Origin of the sequence: Aquitalea pelogenes, from assembly GCF_001515305.1 — a bacterium.
GTDB classification, from domain to species: Bacteria; Pseudomonadota; Gammaproteobacteria; order Burkholderiales; family Chromobacteriaceae; genus Aquitalea; species Aquitalea pelogenes.
Map to the genome: position 1 here is coordinate 1 of NZ_LNQV01000046.1, position 20060 is coordinate 20060.

Sequence of the window (20060 nt, forward strand, 5' to 3'; positions counted from 1 at the left end):
CCACGCCTTCCCATCCCGAACAGGACCGTGAAACGCCTTAGCGCCGATGATAGTGTGGCATTCGCCATGTGAAAGTAGGACACTGCCAGACTCCCCCTTTGAAGCCCAGCTCACACGAGCTGGGCTTTGTGCTTTTGGCGGTGAAAATTGCTGACCAAACATCTGATGTGCAGGCGGGTATTAGCCTGTATTCCCCGCTTTCAAGATAAGCAGTACTACGCTGTTACTGCTGGAGTGGCCGGTTTACAATGTCCGGCATGATTTGATCCTGGCATTCTGCCGACTTGTTTCCACGCTTTCTCTGAGAGACTCCCTTGCTTGATTATCTGCATAAACGCCTGCACCTGTTTGTGCTGCTGTGGCTGGCCGTGTCCCTGATGGTGGGTATTCAATGGGCAATGTCAGAGTATCAACGCATTCAGGAAGACTTTGACCGTACAGCCAGGCTGGCGCATGGCGTGATTGCCAGAAAGCTGGACCAGAATGAATCGGTGCTGGCTGCACTGGATGCCATGCTGATGTCGCGGCAGAAGTTCGAGATGCCGATTCTCAAGTCATTTTCTCATCAGCTGCTGTCTCATTATTCTCAGCTGTATACCGTAGAGTTTTTCCAGAATGTCAGCCGGGATAACCGCAGTACATTCCTGGACGAAATGCAGCAGCGCTTCGGCAAGACCTTTTTTATCCGGGATTTCGATATTGCCGGTCGCCGCAGCTGGATACCTGCGCCCGTGCGTGAACAGCATCTGGTGGTAACCATGATCGAGCCGGACATTGCAGCAGCCAGTTCAGTATATGGCTATGACGTGCTGCATGAGCCGCGTTTTGCCACCGAGATCAAGCAAGCCATTCGCACCGGGCGCAAAGTCGCGTCGGTGCCTTTCGATTTGTATGAAGGTGGACGTGTCTATCTATTGATGCAGCCGGTGTTTCTGGATTCTCCGGTACGGCAGGCAAGCGGGGCACGCAAGGAGTTGATCGGCGTGGTGGCGCTGGTGGTGTACTGCGAGAAATTGCTCACCATCTCTCCGGGTGAAGGAGTGCCGGCGGATCTGGAACTATCGATCATGGCTACGGCGAATCCGGGCTCAACCATCTATACCATTCCGGGCAAGCACAGCAACGGAGGAGGGTGGTGGCCTGCGGTAGCCAAGCTGGACATCAGCTTGCCGCTGGTGAGTCAGTCCCAGCCATTTACCTTGCGGGTGGGCAAGGAGGTGTTTCCGGGCGATTTCAAGTTCGGTGGCTTGCTGCTGCGTGAAGGGCTGGTCCTGTCTCTGATGCTCTCGCTGTGGCTGCTGTACAGTCAGCGTCTTGCCTTGCGCCGGGCACAGAGTCAGGCGGATGAAGCCTTGTTCCTGCAAAGCGAGCGTGCTGCCGTTGCCTTGAATGCCGTGCATGATGGCGTGATCATCCTGGATACGCAGCAGCAGATCGAAATGGCCAATCCGATGGCTTTGACCTTGCTGGGCGTGAGTCGGGAAGAGGTAGTCGGCCAGCCATACCAGAACGTGTTCCGCTTGATTGGCGAGCTATCGGCCGAGTTTGCCGAGAATCCGATCAGCGAATGCTATCGCCAGGCGCATACGGTTGAATTGCCCGAGCGGATGCAGCTGGCAACGGCGCGCGGGCATGTGCGTCTGGTGGAGGGGGCGATTGCGCCGCTGTTTTCCCGTGCGGGCAGCCTGACCGGTGTGGTGTGTGCCTTGCGCGATATGGGGCCGGTACGGCAGCGCGCTGCCGAGGCACTCGAGGCCAGCGAGTTGCGGGTGAAGGAGCATCTGGAAAAGCTGTCCCACGTGGCGCGTTTGCATACCATGGGTGAGATGGCCTCCGGTATTGCCCATGAAGTCAATCAGCCACTGACTGCCATTTCCAATTACTGCCAGGCTTCTTTGCAGTTGCTGGAGTTTGGTGAAGACAGCCGGCCGCAGATCGAATCGGCCTTGCGACTGGCGGTGGCACAAGCGGACCGTGCCGGTGAAATCATCAAGCGCTTGCGTGCGCTGGTGAGCAAGCGGGCCATGGAAATCCGCCTGATCGACCTGAACCAGGTGGTGGGCAACTGCATGTTCCTGGCGGAGTACGACCTCAAGGAGCGTGGTATCGAGATGGTGCAGCTGTTGTCGGTGTATCCGATGACGGTGATGGCGGACAGCATCCAGATGGAGCAGGTGGTGCTGAACCTGTTGTCCAATGCCATGGATGCGCTGCGCGATGAACCGGTGATGAAGCGCCATATCATCATTCACACCCGGCGTGAGGGCAAGAAGGCCATTCTGGAAGTGCGTGATACCGGTCGTGGTATTTCTCCGGAGTCGCTGGAAGTGCTGTTCCATCCTTTCTTCTCCACCAAGCAGAATGGCATGGGCCTGGGTTTGTCGATCTGCCAGACCATTGTCGAGCAGTATGGCGGCCTGATTTGTGCAGAAAACATTCCAGCCAGCGGTGCCTGCTTCCGTATCGAGCTACCCTTGTCGCAAACGGTGGCTGCGACAGAGCAGGAGCCAGCCGCCGGTTGAGACGGATTCAATACCCAAAAGAGCCGCATTGCGGCTCTTCAGGCTGCTGACAAAGTGATTCAGTGCGATTTGACCGGACCCGGCAAAGCCGGTCCTTTCGACTTACTGCTTGTTTCCGCAGCCTTCCCATCTATTCCCTATCCACCCGCCCTTACCTTGTAAGGGGGCCCCGCTTTCTTTTCAGCAAGCGAGAGGGGCAATAAGCAAAAGAGCCGCATTGCGGCTCTTTTGCTTGAAGGGTAGGGCGTTGGCAGATCAACGTGGCTCAACCACCACCTGAGTACGTTGTGCGCGTTCCTCGCGCGGGGTGATGCCGAAGTGATTGCGATAGGTGCTGGAGAAGTGCGGCCCGCTGGAGAAGCCGCAAGCCAGGCCGATTTGCACGATGGACTTGCTGGTTTGCTGCAGCAGCTGGCGGGCGCGGCTCAGGCGCAGCTCCAGATAGTATTTGGATGGCACGGTGCTCAGGTACTGCTTGAACAGGCGTTCCAGCTGGCGACGTGACACCCCGACATAGTAGGCAATGTCGTCGGTGGTCAGCGGCTCTTCGATATTGGCTTCCATCAGGCTGACGGCTTCGGTCAGCTTGGGCTGGCTGCCGCCAATGCGGGTGGCCAGCGGAATGCGCTGACGCTCGTTGCCGGGACGCAGGCGTTCGATGCTGAACATTTCTGACAGGCGGGCGGTGAACTCATGGCCATGCTGATTGCCAACCAGCGACAGCATGAAATCCAGTGTGGCTGCACCACCGGCACAGCTCATGCGGCAGCGATCGGTTTCGTACAGGTTGGACGAAACGATGACCTCGTGGAATTCCTCGGTAAAACGGCTGATTTCCTGCCAGTGGATGGTGGCGCGAAAGCCGTTGAGCAAGCCGGCACGGGCCATCCAGTAACTGCCGCAGCCAATGCCGGCAATGGGCAGCTTGTCGGTGTGCAGGCCGCTGATGCTTTTGAGCAGTTCGTCCAGATTGACATCAATGGTGATGTCGTCCGCCAGGATGAACAGGCCGTCCAGCTTGGGCGCATAAGCCAGTGGCAGGTCCACCGGCAGCTTCAAGCCATTGGACATGGCGACCGGCAGGCCATTGAGCGACAGCGGCAAGAATTCGTACAGCTTTTTTTCGGCCAGTTGATTGGCCCGGGTCAGCACTTCGCTGGCGATGGCAAAGTCGGCCATGGAAGCGTGCGGAAGCAGGAGAAAACCGTAGCGCAACGGTTTGGCAGCGTGCATTGATTGACCCATGTTTGCAAAAAAGTTGAGCACTATACCAAAAAAGCAGGCCATGCCGTGGATGGCGTGGCGCTGCTATTTCAGTGTGGCATTGTACGATTTATTTAAGACTGCCGGAGAGGAATTGTGCAAGCCGCTCGCTTTGCGGATTGGCCAGCACTTCGCGCGGATTGCCTTGTTCTTCGATCTTGCCTTTGTGCAGGAAAATCACGTGGTTGGACACTTCGCGGGCAAAGCCCATTTCGTGGGTCACCACCACCATGGTGCGGCCTTCGCGCGCCAGGTCCTGCATCACCCGCAATACTTCGCCGACCAGTTCCGGGTCCAGTGCTGAAGTCGGTTCGTCAAACAGCATCACTTCCGGTTCCATGGCCAGTGCGCGGGCAATGGCTACACGCTGCTGCTGACCGCCGGACATGTGCGACGGGTATTTGCCTTCCACGTCTTTCAGGCCCACCTTGTCCAGATACTTGCGTGCGCGGGCAATGGCCTCGTCCCGCGACAGGCCCAGTACATGGATGGGCGCTTCGATGATGTTTTCCAGCACCGTCATGTGTGCCCACAAGTTGAAGTGCTGGAACACCATGGCCAGCCGGGTACGGATGCGCTCCAGCTGCTTGTGGTTGGCGGCGCGCAGTGCGCCGGTTTTTTTGTCCGGTACCAGTTGCAGCTCTTCGCCGCCCAACTGGATCTGCCCGCTATTGGGGTGTTCCAGCATGTTGATGCAGCGCAGGAAGGTACTTTTGCCAGAGCCGGAGGAGCCGATGATGCTGATCACGTCACCGGCATGGGCGGTGAGGGAAACCCCCTTGAGCACTTCGTGGCTGCCATAGCTTTTATGCAGGTCGCTCACGCGCAGTTTGATGTCGGTGGCTTGTGCCGCGTCGTTGTGTTTCATGCTTGCAACCCTTGTATAAGGTTTCATCGCGCCGCTGTCATGCCGACAGCCGGCCATTGCTGAAAGAAGGCAGCCGTGTGGCTGCCCACGCTGTCAATGCTTGCGCGGGGCCAGGTAGGCCAGCCAGCGTTGCTCTGCCTGCTTGAACAGCCAGACAAAGACAAAAGTGAGTACCAGATAGATGGCCCCGGCAATCAGGAAGGGCTCGAAGGCCATATAGGTATCGCTGTAGATACGGCGTGCCACCCCGGTGATGTCGGCCAGGGTAACCAGACCGGCCACCGCCGTGCTTTGCATCATCATGATCACTTCGTTGCTGTAGGCCGGCAGGGCGCGGCGCAGGGCGGAAGGAATGACGATGCGGCGCATCATCAGCCATTTGCTCATGCCCATGGCGCGGGCGGCTTCGATTTCGCCCCAGTGGGTGGTGCGGATCTGGCCGGCGATGATTTCGGTGGTGTAGGCCGCAGTGTTCAGGGTAAAGGCCAGAATGGCGCAGAACCAGGCATCCTGCAGGTATTGCCACAGCCAGCTCTCGCGTACGGCATCAAACTGCGACAGGCCGTAATAGATGATGAACAGCTGTACCAGCAGCGGTGTGCCGCGGAACACATAGGTGTAGAGCCAGACGCTGCCGGACAGCAGGCGGTTTTTCGACACCCGGCCCAGCGCCAGCGGAATGGCCAGCAGCATGCCCAACAGCAGCGAGGCACCCAGCAGCTCCAGGGTCATCACGATGCCGTCGCTGGTGCTGAGCAGTGGCTGGCCGTCAGCCCCGCCCAGAAAGGCCGGCAGTTTGTCGAGGATAAGGTGAAAGTCGATCACAGGCCGTTCTCCTTCAGACCGGTGGAATAGCGACGCTCCAGCATGCCCAGCAGGATGTTGGACACGCTGGTGATCACCAGGAAGATCACCGCTACCAGCATGTAGACGGTAAACGGCTCCTGGGTATTGGACTTGGCTGCATCGGCGCGGTACATCACGTCATTCAGGCCGATCACCGAAACCAGCGCGGTGGACTTCACCAGTACCAGCCAGTTATTGGTAAAGCTGGGCAGGGCAAAGCGCACCATTTGCGGAAAGGTGATGCGCCAGAAAATGCGCAGCGGCCCCATGCCGTAGGCGGCACCGGCTTCCATCTGTCCCTTGGGCACGGCCATGATGGCGCCGCGGAAGGTTTCGGTCATGTAGGCACCGAAGATGAAGCCCAGTGTCAGCACCCCGGCAATGAAGGGGTCGATGTCCGGGGCGGCCGAGCCCATGGCGGCGGCCACATCGTTGAGCAGCATCTGCACGCCGAAGAACAGCAAGAACATCCATACCAGGTCCGGCACACCACGCACCACGGTGGAGTAAAGCTCGGCCAGTGTGCGCAAGGGTTTGGACGGGGCCATCTTGAACATGGCACCGACCAGGCCCAGTACGACGGAAACCGCCAGCGATGCCGCCGCCAGTTTCAGTGTCAGCACCGCTCCATCGAGGATGCTGGGAAGATATCCGTGTAAAAACATGTACTACCCCTGTGTTTCCCGGGAAGGGACGGCGCGGACGACTGCCGCCCGCGCCACCATGACGGTTTATTTGCCGTAGATGTCGAAGCTGAAATACTTCTTCTGGATCTTGTCGTAGCTACCGTCGGCACGAATCTGCTGCAAGGCCTTGTTGATGCGGGCCAGCAGGGCTGCGTCGGTCTTGCGTACGGCAACGGCTGCGCCTTCACCGAAGTACTTCACCTCGTTGTACTCCGGCCCGGCAAAGGTGTAACCCTTGCCCGCTGGCGTCTTGATGAAGTCGGATTCACCCACGGCGGCATCGACAAAGCTGGCATCCACACGCCCGGCTTTCAGGTCAAGGAAGGATTCCGGTGCCTTGGCATAGGACACCAGTTTCGCGCCCAGCTTCACCCAGTTGTCACGGGCGTATTTTTCCTGGATGGAAGAACGCAATACGCCAATCTTCTTGCCCTTGAACCAGGCATCGTTGATCTGGCTGCCTTGTTTGGCTACCAGACGGCTGGGCATGTTGTAGTACTTGTTGGAGAAGCTGACGACCTTCTTGCGCTCTTCGGTGATGTTCATCGAGGCGATGATGGCGTCGAACTTGCGTGCCTGCAGGGCAGGGATGATGCCGTCGAAGTCCTGCGGCACCACTTCGCAGGTCACTTTCATGGCAGAACACAGGGCCTGGGCGATATCCGGGTCGAAGCCCTTCATCTTGCCGTCCGGGCCTTGTTGGGAAAACGGCGGGTAACTGGCATCGGTGGCAAAGCGCAGGGTTTCGCCTTGGGCAGCAGCAGCCATGCCGAGCGCGCACGCGCCCAGCACCATGAGGGACTTGAACATGGTTTCTCCGGTAGGTCTTTTTGTTGGATGTGTGGTCCTGTGCGCCGACAGGCTGGCTGCCGGCGCAAGCTGGACTATGCAGCAGACGTGCCGGGCTTAGCCGCCGTAGACGTCAAAGTGGAAGTACTTGTCCTGTACTTTCTTGTAGCTGCCATCCTTGCGGATCTGCTCGATGGCCTTGTTGATGCGCGTGGCCAGGGCCTGGTTGCCCTTTTTCACGGCAATGCCGGCGCCCAGGCCGAAGTACTTCACGTCGGCGTAGTTGGGGCCGACAAAGGCGTAGCCCTTGCCACCGTCGGTCTTGAGGAATTCCTGCTCGCCCACTGCGCCATCGACAAAGACGGCATCAACACGGCCGGCTTTCAGGTCGAGGAAGGATTCAGGGGATTTGGTGTAAGCCACGATGGTGGCACCGTTCTTGCCCCAGAAGTCACGGGCAAACTTTTCCTGGGTGGATGCACGCAGCACGCCGATCTTCTTGCCCTTGAAGGAAGTTTGTGACACCTGAGTGTTGCTCTTGGCCACGATGCGGCTGGCGATGTTGTAGTACTTGTTGCTGAAGTCGACGGCCTTCTTGCGCTCTTCGGTGATTTGCATCGAAGACAGGATGGCGTCGAACTTGTTGGCATTCAGTGCGGGAATCAGGCCGTCCCAGTCCTGCGGCACGATCTGGCAGCTCACCTTCATGGCGGTACACAGGGCCTGGGCCATGTCGATGTCGAAACCTTCCGGCTTGCCATCAGCACCTTGCTTGGAGAACGGCGGGTAGTTGAGGTCTACACCAAAGCGGATGGTTTCTGCGTGACTGGCAAAACCGGACAGGCTGACTGCAACTGCAGCCGCAAAAATAACCTTCTTCATATGTGTCTCTGCTTCTCGCATGCAGGGAGCAAGCGTGCTGCTTGTTCCCGTGGTCTTACTTTGTAAACCCGGCGCGGATGGGGTGGCTGCCTTGGCAGCGCGGCCGGAACCTGTTGTTGTTATGCCTGCATGCGCCTCCTGTGAAGACGCCAGGCAATGGTGGCACGGAAACTCCCTGCCCAACAATCAGTCGCATTTGGCGCGGATAGCAACAAATTGCGAAGGGGCGCATTCTACGCCAGTTTGTAACTCTTGTGAAACGTCATCAAAATCAGTCACTTATAACTTGATTGTCGGATTGTATACAATGTAGGCTGTCACGGCCTTTTTGTAATTGGCCGTCGCATTGCTATAAGGCAAATAGTGGGAGAAAAACCAGTAGTGCAGTGGCTGCCGGTTTTTCATGCTGCACTGCATCCCATCTTTCTGTAAGTCGATGTCGCATTAAGGAAATCCCGCTGGTAGCGGGCTTACTACAATGCCCCGACACAAACCGTGCATACAACAAGAGAAGCCCCATGTCGCTTACCAACAAGACCGAACTGGCGAGCCTGATTGCCGATATTCAGGCCGTTGCCGAGAGCAAGCTTTCACCCAAGGAGACACCACAACTCGCCGGATTCTTCCCGATCTACTTTGAAGAAACCGAGCATGCCGACCTGCGCCAGTTTTCCTCGCTGGATCTGTTCGGTGCTGCACTGGCCCATTTCGAGTTCGCGCGCAAGCGTAACCCCGGCCAGCACAAGGTGCGTATCTATACTCCCGATTTCGAGCGTGATGGCTGGCAAAGCACCCATTCGGTGATTGAAGTCGTCAACGACGACATGCCTTTCCTGATCGACTCCATTTCCATGCTGCTGTCGCGCTACAACATCAATCTGCACCTCCTGGTGCACCCGGTGTTGTCGGTTGGTCGCGACAAGAACGGCAACCTGCTGGAAGTAAAACGCACGCAAGACCGCAGCCTGCCGCTGGAATCCTTCATCCACGTGCAGATCGACCGCGTCAGCGATGCCGCCACCCTGCAAAAGCTGGAAGCCGAGCTGAACCGCATCATTGCCGACATCCGTCTGGTGGTGAGCGACGAGCCGAAAATGCGCGCCGTGGTAGGCGACATCGGCAAGGACCTGGCCAAGGTGAAGGGCGAACGCGCGGCAGAAGCCAAGGAAGCCGTGGATTTCCTGGGCTGGATGGCAGCCAACCACTTCCTGTTCATGGGCTATTGCGACTACGACCTGGTCAAGCGTGATGGCAAGGACAGCCTGAAGATCGTCAAGGATTCCGGCCTCGGCATCCTGCGCGACCAGGGCGACAAGGAATACTCCGCCAGCTTTGAAACCCTGCCGCAAGAACTGCGCGAACTGGCGCACCTGCCGCAGCTGATCATCCTGAACAAATCGCAAACCCGCTCCATCATCCACCGCCCGGCCTATGTCGACTTTGTCGGCATCAAGCGCTTCAACGACAAGGGCGAAGTGATCGGCGAGCGCCGCTTCCTCGGCCTGTATACCGCCGGTGCCTATCAGGCTTCGCCGAAAGACATTCCGCTGGTGCGTCAGAAAGTGGCCAGCGTGGTGGCCAACTGCGACTACGTGGACGACAGCTACAAGGCCAAGACCCTGGGTTTCGTGCTGGAAAGCTATCCGCGTGACGAGCTGTTTGAAATTCCGGCCGATGTGCTGGGCCCGATCGCCGAAGGCATTGTCAGCCTGCAAGAGCGCCCGCGCGTGCGCCTGTTCGTGCGCAAGGACCGCTACCACCGCTATGTCAGCAGCCTGGTATACGTGCCGCGTGACAGCTTCAATACCGAAGTGCGCCTGAAAATCGAGAAGGTACTGATGACTGCCTTCAACGGCAGCTCGGCAGAATTCAGCGTGCAGATCAGCGACAGCTCGCTGGCTCGCGTGCATTACATCATCCGCACCAACGCCTCCAAGCTGCCGGCCTTCCGCGAATCCGACATCGAGGCGGAAATCGCCCGTCTGGTACGTGGCTGGGTGGAAGAAATGCACCAGCAACTGGTGGAAGTGCATGGCGAAGAAGCCGGCAACCTGCTGTTCAATCGCTACCGCACCGCCTTCCCGGTGGCGTACCGCGAAGAGTTTGCCGTACGTAATGCAGTGCTGGACGTGCAATTGCTGGAATCCGTGTCTGCCAGCAACCCGCTGGCCATGAAGCTGTACCGTCCTTTCCATCGCGGCAACCAGGCATTCAACCTGAAGCTGTTCCGCGAAGGCGAGCCGATGAGCCTGTCCGCCAGCCTGCCGATTCTGGAAAACATGGGCGTCAAGGTGCGCGACGAGCATCCCTACCGTGTCGAGCGTGAAGACGGCTCCGCGGTGTGGATCAGCGACTTTGGCCTGGACGTGGGTGCCTTCTTCGAGCAGATGTCCAGCGAAGCGGTACAGAAAGATTTCCAGGAACTGCTGTCCCAGGTATTTGCCAAGCGTTGCGAAAACGACGGTTTCAACCGTCTGGCGCTGATTGCCGGCCTGGACTGGCGTGAAATCTCGCTGGTGCGTGCACTGGCCAAATATCTGCGTCAGGGCGGCCTCACCTTCAGCCAGAACTATCTGGAACAGTGCGTGGCCAACTACCCGGAAATCACCCGTCGTCTGGTGGCGCTGTTCGTGGCCCGCCTGGACCCGGTGAATGCCGATGACGCCCGTGCCGACGCGCTGCTGGCCGAAGTGAAAGAGCTGCTGGACAATGTGGCCAACCTGGATGAAGACCGTATCCTCAACGGCTTCCTGGCCGTGATTCTGGCTACCCGCCGCACCAACTTCTGGCAGAAGGATGCCGACGGCCAGTTCAAGTCCTATATGTCCTTCAAGCTGGAATCCAACCTGATTCCCTTCCTGCCGCAGCCGCGCCCGATGTTTGAAATCTGGGTGTACAGCCCGCGTGTGGAAGGCGTGCACCTGCGCGGCTCCAAGGTAGCGCGTGGCGGCCTGCGCTGGTCCGACCGCATGGAAGACTTCCGTACCGAAGTGCTGGGCCTGGTGAAAGCACAGATGGTGAAGAACTCCGTCATCGTGCCGATGGGTTCCAAGGGTGGCTTTGTCGGCAAGCAACTGCCGGCACCGAGCGACCGCGAAGCCTTCCTGGCTGAAGGCATCGCCTGCTACAAGATCTTCATCTCCGCGCTGCTGGATGTCACCGACAACCTGGTGACCGGCCAGATCATTCCGCCCAAGGACGTGCGCCGTCTGGACCCGGATGATCCGTACCTGGTGGTGGCTGCCGACAAGGGCACTGCAACCTTCTCCGACATCGCCAACGGCATTTCCGAATCTTACGGCTTCTGGCTGGGTGACGCCTTTGCCTCCGGTGGTTCCGCCGGTTACGACCACAAGGGCATGGGCATTACCGCCCGCGGTGCCTGGGAATCGGTCAAGCGCCACTTCCGTCATCTGGGCATCAACACCCAGGAGCAGGATTTCACCGTGATCGGCATTGGCGACATGGCTGGCGACGTATTCGGCAACGGCATGCTGCTGTCCGAACACATCTGCCTGAAGGCTGCGTTCAACCACCTGCATATCTTCCTGGACCCGACTCCGGACGCCAAGACCAGCTTTGCCGAACGTGCCCGCCTGTTCAATCTGCCGCGTTCCAGCTGGGCAGATTACAACCGCGAGCTAATTTCCAAGGGTGGTGGCATTTTCGAGCGCTCGGCCAAGTCCATTCCCCTGTCGCCTGAAGTCAAGGCCTGGCTGGAAACCGACAAGGACCACATGGCGCCGAACGAGCTGATCCATGAAATCCTCAAGGCCAAGATCGACCTGCTGTACAACGGCGGTATCGGTACTTACATCAAGGCTTCCACTCAGAGCCATGCCGACGCCCGCGACCGCGCTTGCGATCCGGTACGTGTCAATGGCAACGAACTGCAAGCCCGCGTGGTGGCCGAAGGCGGTAACCTGACTTGCACCCAGCTGGGCCGTGTCGAATTCGCGCTGTGCGGCGGCCGTATCGCCACCGACGCCATCGACAACTCCGCTGGTGTGGATTGCTCCGACCACGAAGTCAACATCAAGATCCTGCTGGGCGCGGTGATGCAAGCCGGTGACATGACGCTGAAGCAGCGTAATGAACTGCTGGCCGAAATGACCGAAGAAGTCGGTCATCTGGTGCTGCGCAACAACGTGCTGCAAACCCAGGTGCTGGCCATCAAGCGTCTGGAAGCCGCCTCCATGCTGTCCACCCATGCCCGCATGATTGCGCACATGGAAAAGACGGGCGAACTGAACCGCGAAATCGAATACCTGCCGTCCGATACCCAGATCAACGAACGCCGTCTGGCGCGTCAGGGTCTCACCGTGCCGGAAATCGCCGTATTGCTGGCTTACAGCAAGATTTCGCTGGATCAGGCCATTCTGGCTACCGATGTGCCGGACGATGCCGACTTCCTGCCGGTGCTGGTCAACTACTTCCCCAAACCGCTGCAACAGCGCTTTGGCAAGCAGATGGAACAGCATCAGCTGCGTCGCGAAATCATCGCCAACCAGCTGGCCAACCAGATCATCAACCGCATGGGCACCACCTTCGTGTTCCGCCTGCAGGAAGAGTCGCCGTTCTCCGCGGCCGACATCGCCCGCGCCTGGTGGATTGCCAGCCGCGTGTTTGATGCGGAAAACCTGTGGGGCCAGATCGAAGCGCTGGACAACCTGATTCCGGCCGACCAGCAAATGCAGATGATGGTGCTGGTGCGTACCCTGATCGAACGCGTCACCCGCTGGGTGCTGCGCAACAAGCGTCCGTTCACCTCGGTGAATGCCGTGATCGAACAGTACGCCGGCAAGGTACAGGAACTGCTGGCACGTCTGCCGGCACTGGTGGATGCCAGACAGTACCCGGCCGTGGCCGAGCTGGAAGCCCGCCTGAGCCTGCCGAACATGCCGCAGGAACTGGCCCGCGTGCTGGCGCGTCTGGAGTTTGCCGTACCGCTGATGGACATCATCGAAATCAGCGAAGGCGGCGAACTGTCGCAGGACGAAGTGGCACAGAACTACTTCCAGCTGGGTCGCACCCTGCAACTGGACTGGCTGCGTGACGCCATTACCGGTCTGCCGCGCGACAACCGCTGGCAGTCGCTGGCCCGTTCCGCGCTGCGTGACGACCTGTACCGCCTGCATCGCAAGCTGGCCAAGCTGGCCCTCAGCGAAGCCATCGGTGACAAGGCTTTTGCCGATGCCTGGCTGAGCAAGCGTCGTGGCGAGCTGGAACTGTGCTACCAGATGTTTGCCGAGCTGCAGTCCTTCAGCGTGCTGGACCTGGCCATGCTGTCTGCCGGTATGCGCGAGCTCAACAATCACCTGCTGGCCTGATCTGTCAGTCTGGTGTCTGCTTCATGCAAACCGCCCCCAGGGGCCGGTTTTTTTATGGTGATCAGCACAAAATGCGCCGGGTTTGATGAGAAGCGGCGGACGGCAGCAGGCAAATCCGGCTATCATCCGCACTTGACTCCGGCATCCATCATGCCGAACAGACTGGAATGACAAGATGCAGAACACACAGGCCGACGCCTCCGCTCGGGAAGCAGAGCAAGCCTGGCGCCACGCCAAGCAACTGGAACAGGCGCTGATCGAACTACTGCAGCAGGCCTTGCCGGCCAGCGGACTGTGCACCGTGGGCAAGCCGCTGACCGAACAGCAAAAACGCGGCGAATCCCGCCAGGCGCTGTGCTGCAGCCTGCCGCTGCTTCAAAAGAAAAAGCGCAAGGACACTATCGTCGCCTTCCTGAATTTCCAGATCAGCCTGGCGGGCGACGGCGTGCCACGTGTTGGTTCGGGTGCAGGGGCGGAGCCGCTGGGCCCGGTGCTGCACATTGCGCACTGGACCTGTGAATTCAGCTTCGATTACGACGCCTACGTCGGCTTCCCCGCCACCGGCTGGCAGCCCTGGCTGAATCAGGCTGGCCGCCTGCTGCGCTGGGAAGATGACGAATCGCCGTTTGGCGATGAATGGACCTACAGCCTGCGACTGGATGCGCTGAGCACCGACGAAGGCCTGCTGCGCCGTGTGGTGTTGCAGCCGGTGCTGGCGCTGCTGGAAGGTGCCGCGGCGACAACAGCCTTGCCGGACGATTTGCCGGGCCTGGTCCGCTATGTGGATGTCCCGGCCGAGGACGGCCTGCAGGACTTGCGCGTGACTGCCTGAAGCTGCGCTGGCGCTGACACAAGAAAAACCCCGCCTCGATGTGCGGGGTTTTTTCATGGGCGCGGCCAGGACCGACCGGCTTCACTGCGCCTGCCAGCCTCCACCCAGCGCCTTGATCAGATTGACACTCCAGACAAACTGGCTGCCATGCAGCTGGGCTTGCAGGCGTTGTGCGCCAAGCAGGCTTTGCTGGTTGATGGCCAGCGTCAGCGCGTTATCCAGCCCTTCGCGATAGCGCAACAGGGAAATGTCGTAGGCGTGCTGCTGGCTGCTGACTGCGTCGCCTTGCTGCGTGCTGGCCTGATCCAGCCCTTGCAGGGTGGATAGCGCGTCCTGTGTTTCCTGGATGGCCTGCAAGACTGTCTGGCGATAACTGCTGGCAGCGGCCTGATAACCGGCCTCGGCGTAGTCCACCCCGGCGCGGGTCTTGCCATTGTCAAACAGGGTCTGGCCTGCTTGCAGGCCCAGCGACCACACCAGGGCCGGTGCGGAAACCAGCCGCGCCAGCTGGGCGGATTCATAACCGATATAGGTGGGCGACAGCGTGAGCTGCGGGAACCAGGCGGCCTTGGCCACGCCGATTTGCGCATTGGCGGCGGCCATCGCGCGTTCGGCGGCGGCAATGTCCGGGCGGCGTTGCAGCAGATCGGCCGGAACACCCGCAGGGATGACGGCAGGCGGGCCGGCAGGCTGTCAGCGCTCAGCTGGAAACTGCTGGCCGGATGGCCGCTCAGGGTGGCCAGCAAATCCTGCTGTTGTTGGCGCTGGTTGCCCAGCAGGCTTAGCTGGGCCTGTGCCGCTTGCAGGCTGGCTTGCTGGGTGGCCAGTGCACCGGCGGCGTCCAGCCCTTCGCGATGGCGGATTTCAGTCAGCTGCAGCACTTTTTGCTGCAGGCTGATGGATTGCCGCAGCAGGGCGCTTTCCTCATCCAGCTGGCGCAGCTGGAAATAGGCCGTGGCCAGTTGCGCACTCAGCAGCAGGCGCACGTTTTCGCTGTCGGCCTGGCTTTGCGCGGCGCTGGCGCGGGCGCTTTCCACGTCACGGCGTACCCGGCCCAGCCAGTCGAATTCGTAGCTCACATTCAGCGTGGGCTTGTAATCGTTCTGGATGGTGCTGCTATTGGTGGACTGGTAATTGGTGAGGGGACGGTCAGCCGAAATGCGTGTGCGGCTGACGCTGGCACCAGTGCTGACAGCGGGCAGGGTGGCTGCGACATGGATGCCAGCCTGGGCCTGGGCCTGTTGCAGGCGGGCCAGTGCCAGTTTCAGGCTGGCATTGCCGGCCATGCAGTCGGCTTCCAGCCGGTTGAGCGTGGCATCGCCAAACTGTTGCCACCAGGGCTGTTTGGCCTGCTGGTCGGCTGGCTGGGCTGCTTGCCACTGCCCGCTGCCTTGCCAGCTGGTGGGCATGTCACTGATGGCCGGGGTGCGGTAGTCCGGCCCGATGGCCGCGCAGCCGGCCAGCGTCAGCAGCAAGCTGGTGCCAGCCAGCGGGGTAAGGAAGGCGCGCATGGCTCACTCACCCTTGTCGCTGGCGACAATGGCCACGCTCTGGCCGTTGTGGATGGCATCGGACGGATTCAGGATGATGCGCTCCTTGCCGCTCAGCCCGGCCTTGATGGCAATGTCCTTGCCATAGTCTGTCCCCAGTGCCACTTTTTGCAGTCTTACCTTGTTGAGTTCATCCACCACGGCCACCTGGCTGCCCTCGGGGCCGAATACCAGGGTATTGGTGGGCAGGGTCATCCCGGCGGGGCTCTTGAGCTTGAAGCTGGCTTCCACATACTGGCCGGGCAGCAACTGGTGCTGGGCATTGGGCAGCACTACCTCGACCTGCAGGGTGCGGCTGGCCGGATCGATGGCACCGGCAGTGCGGGCCACCTTGCCTGCCAGCGGCTTGCCGCCCTCGGTCAGTGTGATGTCCACCGGGTCGCCCACCTTGACCTGGTTGGCACGGTCTTGTGGCAGGTAGACGTACAGGTGCAGCTGGTCCACCTGCGCCACGCTGAACAGCGACTGGCCGCTGCCGCCATTGCCGGCATTGACCAGACTGCCGTTGTCGATATTGCGTTTGGTGACGATGCCGTCAAACGGTGCCACGATGCGGCCGAAGTCCTGCTGGTCGCGCAGCCGTTTCAGCGTGGCCTGGCTTTGCTGGAAGGCGGCGGTTTTTTCATCCAGCTCCTGCTGGGAAACCGCATCCTGCGCGCGCAAGCGGCTCCAGCGCTGATAGGCGTTACGGGCCAGTGCATGGCTGGCGGCGGCTTCCTCTACTTGCTTGTCGATGTCCGGGGTGTCCAGCACCGCCAGCAGCTCGCCCTTTTTCACCGACTGGCCGATGTCCTTGAACCATTGTCTGACGTAACCGCTGCCACGCGCATACACCAGTGCCTCGCGCATGCCTTGCAGCGTGGCCGGCAAGGTCAGCCGGTTGTCGTGGCGATTGTTCTGCGCCTGCACCACCCGTACCTGCTGGATGGCACTCTGGCTGGCCTGTTTTGCCAGCGTGTCGGCATTGGCCTGGCGCGCCAGCAAGGTGCGGCCCAGCCCGGCCAGCAACAGCAGTACGATGATGATGGTGACGGTGCGGGCGCGGCGCGCCACCTTGTCGCGGCCGTCAAGGCCGGGGAGGGTGTCGTGGTGGAAGGCTGGCACGCCCTGATTGGCATGGCGCTGATCGGTCATGGTGTTGTCCTAGGCTGCTTCAGGCGTAGTGGGGTTTGCGTCATCCGGGGTGCTGGCGGCTGCGCGGCGTCTGGCCAGATAGCTGTGGAAGCTGGCAAACACCACCGGGACGAAGAGCAGGGTGGAGACGGTGGCAAACAGCAGGCCGCCAATGACGGCGCGGCCCAGCGGTGCGTTTTGTTCCGAGCCGTCGCCAATGCCGATGGCCATCGGAATCATGCCGATGATCATCGCCAGTGCCGTCATCAGCACCGGGCGCAGCCGGGTGGCCCCGGCTTCCAGCGCGGCGGACAGCGGCGGCAGGCCTTCGTGCAGGCGCTGACGGGCAAAAGACACCACCAGAATGCTGTTGGCGGTGGCCACGCCCATGGTCATGATGGCCCCGGTCAATGCCGGTACGCTCAGGTTGGTGCCGGTCAGTATCAGCATCCAGGCAATGCCTGCCAGTGCTGCGGGCAGGGCGGTAATGATGATGAAGGGGTCCAGCCAGGACTGGAAGTTCACCACGATAAGCAGGTAAACCAGCACGATGGCACCCAGAATGCCCAGGCCCAGCCCGGTATAGGAGGACTGCATGGTTTCCACCTGGCCGCGCAGGCTGATCTTGCTGCCCTTGGGCAGCCCGGCCTCGCTCTGGCGGATCAGCTGCTGGATTTCGCTGGCCACCGCGCCCAGGTCGCGCCCGCGCACATTGGCGTAGATGTCCACCGCCGGCTGGATATTGTAGCGGCTGACAATGGCGGCCTCGCGGCCGGGGCTGACGCGCACCAGATTGCCCAGCTGCTGTGGCGTGCTGCCGCTGACGCCCGCCGGGTTGACCGGCAGTTGCAGCAGCTCATCCAGCCCGTTGATGCGGTATTGCGGGGTTTGCGCCTGCATGTTGTACACCACGCTATTGGCCGGGTTCAGCCAGAAGGTGGGCTGGGTTTGCTGGCTGCCGGACAGCGGCAACAACAGGTTTTGTGCCACATCCACCGCATTCAGCCCCATGCCCTGCAAGCGGGTGCGGTCCATGTCCAGCTTGAGCGACGGTGCATCCATGCGTTGATGGACATGGACATCCACTGCGCCGTTGATCTGCTTGATACGGTCGGCCAGCTGCACGGCAAAGGCGTGGTTCTGCGCCATGTTCTTGCCGTAAATCTGCACGTCAATGGCTGATGGGGTGCCGAAGTTGAGAATCTGGGTAACGATATCGGCCGGCTGGAAGAAGAACTCCACCCCCGGAAAGCGTTTGGCCAGCAGCGATGGAATTTTTTCGATGTAATCGGCACTTGGCTGATGGCCCGGTTTCAGCGAAATCAGGATGTCTGCATCCAGCGTGCCGATGGTGCCGGAATTGCTGTAGGACAGATTGATGCCGGAATAGGGCAGGCCGATATTGTCGATGATGGTGTCCAGCTCTTCCGCCGGAATGATTTCCCGCAAGGCATTGTCCACGCCATCGGCCAGTCTGGCGGTGTTTTCGATGCGGGTGCCGGTGGGCGCGCGCATGTGCAGCTTGATCTGGCCGGTATCCACGGTGGGGAACAGGTCGCGCCCCAGTAGCAGGTACAGGCCGCAGGACAGCAGGCAGAAACCGAGAAACCCGGCCAGAAAGCGGCGACGGTGGGTCAGCAGGTGGCTGAGCAACAGCACATACACGCTGCGCAGTTTTTCAAACTGATGGTTGAAGCGCTCATGAACATGGTGAATCCAGGCCGTCACCCGGCCGCTGCGCCCCTGATGACCCATCAATAACAGCGCCAGCGTGGGCACCAGCGTACGCGACAGCAGGTAGGAGGCCAGCATGGCAAACACCACTGCCTCGGCCAGCGGCACGAACAGATAGCGTGCCACGCCTTCCAGAAAGAACATCGGCACAAACACGATGCAGATGCACAGCGTGGCCACAAAGGCCGGAATGGCAATTTCCCCGGCACCTTCCAGAATGGCGGTGTGCAGGTCCGAACCCATGTGCAGATGGCGCTCGATGTTTTCGATGGTCACCGTGGCATCGTCCACCAGAATGCCCACTGCCAGCGCGAGGCCGCCCAGCGTCATCACATTGATGGTTTCACCCACCGCATGCAGCAGAATCACCGAAGAAAAAATCGACAAGGGAATGGAGATGGCAATGATGGACGTGGTGCGCCAGTTGCCCAGAAACAGCAGCAGCATGATGGCGGTCAGCGCGGCGGCAATCAGCGCCTCGTGCACCACGCCTTCCACGGCGGTTTTCACGAATACCGACTGATCCGCCAGCAGCGACACCTCAATACCCTTGGGCAGCAAAGGGGTCACCGAAGGCAGCAGGCTTTTCAGATTGTCCACCACGCTGAGCGTGGACGCGCCGCCGTTTTTGTACACCGACAGCAACAAGCCGCGCTGGCCGTTCTGCCGCACGATATTGGTTTGCGGCGAATAGCCGTCCCGCACATGCGCCACCTCGCCCAGATAGGTGGTGGCCCCATTGCTGCTGCGCACCGGAATATTGTTCAGCCCGGCAATGGTGGTGGGCGAACCGTTCAGGCCGATATTGAATTCGGTATCGCCCAGCTTGGCAGTACCTGCTGGCAGGATCAGGTTCTGGCTGCTGATGGCATTCACCACATTGGCCGGCGTCATGCCCTTGGCGGTAATCGCGGCCAGGTCCAGATCCACCGACAGCAGCCGCACCTTGCCGCCGTAAGGGTAGGGAATGGCCACGCCGGGAATGGTCACCAGTTGCGGGCGCAGGGTATTGACCGCGGCATCGAACACATCCTGCTCGGACAAGGTCTTGCTGGACATGCCCAGTTGCACCACCGGCACGCTGGAAGCGGTGTACTTGATCACCAGCGGTGCGGTAGTGCCGGTGGGCATCTGCCGTACCACCGCCTGCGATACCGATACCACCTGGGCAATGGCGGTCTGGATATTGACGTTGGGCTGGAAGAAAATCTTGATCACCGCAATGCCGTTGAGCGACTGCGACTCGATATGCTCGATGTCATTCACCGTGGTGGTGAGGATGCGCTCGTTGGACTGGGTGATGCGGTCGGCCATTTGCTGCGGTGCCAGACCGTTGTAACCCCAGATTACGCTGATGACCGGGATGTCGATTTCCGGCAGCACATCCACCGGGGTGCGCAGCAGCGCCAGCACGCTGGCCAGCACAATGACAATGGCCATCACGATAAAGGTGTAAGGTCGGCGCAGCGCCGTTTCAACAATCCACATCGGGGAAAACTGCCTTCCTGCCTGTGACCGGTCCGCGTGGCCGGCTTGTTGTTGCTGGCGACTGTGCCGGCAGCGCCAGCCTGCGGCAGGGGTGCCGGTGGCAGCAAGGGAAAAGGGCGCAGGCTCAGTCGAGTTTTATTGTTGTGCCATCGCGCTG

12 protein-coding genes, 1 rRNA gene and 1 pseudogene are annotated in these 20060 nt (G+C 60.3%); 4 read left to right on the forward strand and 10 right to left on the reverse strand.

Features of this window, described 5'->3' with window-relative positions; genetic code table 11:
* Together rrf and AWT75_RS16545 are read left to right on the forward strand one after the other, a co-directional pair.
* Nucleotides 1-91 (forward strand): 5S ribosomal RNA (rrf, locus tag AWT75_RS23970); the annotation flags it as partial.
* Between the two features lie 223 nt (nucleotides 92-314).
* Nucleotides 315-2522, forward strand: a complete 2208-nt coding sequence (locus tag AWT75_RS16545) for an ATP-binding protein (protein ID WP_239689630.1) — start codon at nucleotides 315-317, stop codon at nucleotides 2520-2522.
* 255 nt (nucleotides 2523-2777) lie between these two features.
* On the opposite strand, the gene AWT75_RS16550 is transcribed toward AWT75_RS16545, so the two are convergent.
* The 6 genes from AWT75_RS16550 to AWT75_RS16575 form a co-directional block, all read right to left on the reverse strand.
* Entirely contained in the window at nucleotides 2778-3755 is a 978-nt protein-coding gene (locus AWT75_RS16550; RefSeq protein ID WP_045848091.1) for a GlxA family transcriptional regulator, read from the reverse strand.
* A gap of 100 nt (nucleotides 3756-3855) precedes the next feature.
* Entirely contained in the window at nucleotides 3856-4653 is a 798-nt protein-coding gene (locus AWT75_RS16555; protein ID WP_045848079.1) for an ABC transporter ATP-binding protein, read from the reverse strand.
* 93 nt (nucleotides 4654-4746) lie between these two features.
* The gene (locus AWT75_RS16560) at nucleotides 4747-5478 is read right to left on the reverse strand and encodes an ABC transporter permease (protein WP_045848080.1); all 732 of its coding nucleotides are present in this window, start codon (nucleotides 5476-5478) and stop codon (nucleotides 4747-4749) included.
* A complete protein-coding gene (locus AWT75_RS16565) occupies nucleotides 5475-6164 on the reverse strand; it encodes an ABC transporter permease (RefSeq protein ID WP_062790580.1) in 690 nt (229 codons plus the stop codon). Before AWT75_RS16565 ends, AWT75_RS16560 begins: the two co-directional genes overlap by 4 nt.
* 66 nt (nucleotides 6165-6230) lie before the next feature.
* On the reverse strand, nucleotides 6231-6995 hold the full coding sequence (locus AWT75_RS16570; RefSeq protein ID WP_062790582.1) for an ABC transporter substrate-binding protein: 765 nt from the start codon (nucleotides 6993-6995) through the stop codon (nucleotides 6231-6233).
* 96 nt (nucleotides 6996-7091) lie between these two features.
* Nucleotides 7092-7856 carry an ABC transporter substrate-binding protein gene (locus AWT75_RS16575; protein WP_045848083.1) on the reverse strand — a complete coding sequence of 255 codons (765 nt, stop codon included), beginning with the start codon at nucleotides 7854-7856 and terminating at the stop codon, nucleotides 7092-7094.
* Nucleotides 7857-8374: 518 nt separating this feature from the next.
* Between AWT75_RS16575 and AWT75_RS16580 the strand changes: the two genes are divergently transcribed.
* Both AWT75_RS16580 and AWT75_RS16585 read left to right on the forward strand, forming a co-directional pair.
* Nucleotides 8375-13186, forward strand: coding sequence for an NAD-glutamate dehydrogenase (locus AWT75_RS16580; RefSeq protein WP_045848084.1), 4812 nt, complete (start codon nucleotides 8375-8377; stop codon nucleotides 13184-13186).
* 175 nt (nucleotides 13187-13361) lie between these two features.
* On the forward strand, nucleotides 13362-14018 hold the full coding sequence (locus AWT75_RS16585) for a hypothetical protein (protein ID WP_062790584.1): 657 nt from the start codon (nucleotides 13362-13364) through the stop codon (nucleotides 14016-14018).
* Nucleotides 14019-14099: 81 nt separating this feature from the next.
* Here the strand turns inward: AWT75_RS16585 and AWT75_RS23100 are convergent, their stop codons facing one another.
* From AWT75_RS23100 to AWT75_RS16600, 4 genes and pseudogenes are all read right to left on the reverse strand, one after another.
* The gene (locus AWT75_RS23100; protein WP_239689631.1) at nucleotides 14100-14621 is read right to left on the reverse strand and encodes a TolC family protein; all 522 of its coding nucleotides are present in this window, start codon (nucleotides 14619-14621) and stop codon (nucleotides 14100-14102) included.
* A 131-nt stretch (nucleotides 14622-14752) separates the two neighbouring features.
* Nucleotides 14753-15529 (reverse strand): annotated as a pseudogene (locus tag AWT75_RS23105) (TolC family protein); the annotation flags it as partial.
* Nucleotides 15530-15532: 3 nt separating this feature from the next.
* Nucleotides 15533-16702: an efflux RND transporter periplasmic adaptor subunit gene (locus AWT75_RS16595; protein ID WP_062790589.1), complete on the reverse strand. Its 1170-nt coding sequence runs from the start codon at nucleotides 16700-16702 to the stop codon at nucleotides 15533-15535.
* Between the two features lie 9 nt (nucleotides 16703-16711).
* A complete protein-coding gene (locus AWT75_RS16600) occupies nucleotides 16712-19903 on the reverse strand; it encodes an efflux RND transporter permease subunit (RefSeq protein WP_062790591.1) in 3192 nt (1063 codons plus the stop codon).
* Between the last annotated feature and the right edge of the window lie 157 nt (nucleotides 19904-20060).

Coding starts and splice junctions, on each gene's coding strand:
- AWT75_RS16600 (WP_062790591.1), bottom strand. CDS start 19,903: ATGTGGATTGTTGAAACGGCGCTGCGCCGACCTTACACCTTTATCGTG.
- AWT75_RS16555 (WP_045848079.1), bottom strand. CDS start 4,653: ATGAAACACAACGACGCGGCACAAGCCACCGACATCAAACTGCGCGTG.
- AWT75_RS16570 (WP_062790582.1), bottom strand. CDS start 6,995: ATGTTCAAGTCCCTCATGGTGCTGGGCGCGTGCGCGCTCGGCATGGCT.
- AWT75_RS16585 (WP_062790584.1), top strand. CDS start 13,362: ATGCAGAACACACAGGCCGACGCCTCCGCTCGGGAAGCAGAGCAAGCC.
- AWT75_RS16595 (WP_062790589.1), bottom strand. CDS start 16,702: ATGACCGATCAGCGCCATGCCAATCAGGGCGTGCCAGCCTTCCACCAC.
- AWT75_RS16575 (WP_045848083.1), bottom strand. CDS start 7,856: ATGAAGAAGGTTATTTTTGCGGCTGCAGTTGCAGTCAGCCTGTCCGGT.
- AWT75_RS16565 (WP_062790580.1), bottom strand. CDS start 6,164: ATGTTTTTACACGGATATCTTCCCAGCATCCTCGATGGAGCGGTGCTG.
- AWT75_RS16550 (WP_045848091.1), bottom strand. CDS start 3,755: ATGCACGCTGCCAAACCGTTGCGCTACGGTTTTCTCCTGCTTCCGCAC.
- AWT75_RS23100 (WP_239689631.1), bottom strand. CDS start 14,621: ATGGCCGCCGCCAATGCGCAAATCGGCGTGGCCAAGGCCGCCTGGTTC.
- AWT75_RS16580 (WP_045848084.1), top strand. CDS start 8,375: ATGTCGCTTACCAACAAGACCGAACTGGCGAGCCTGATTGCCGATATT.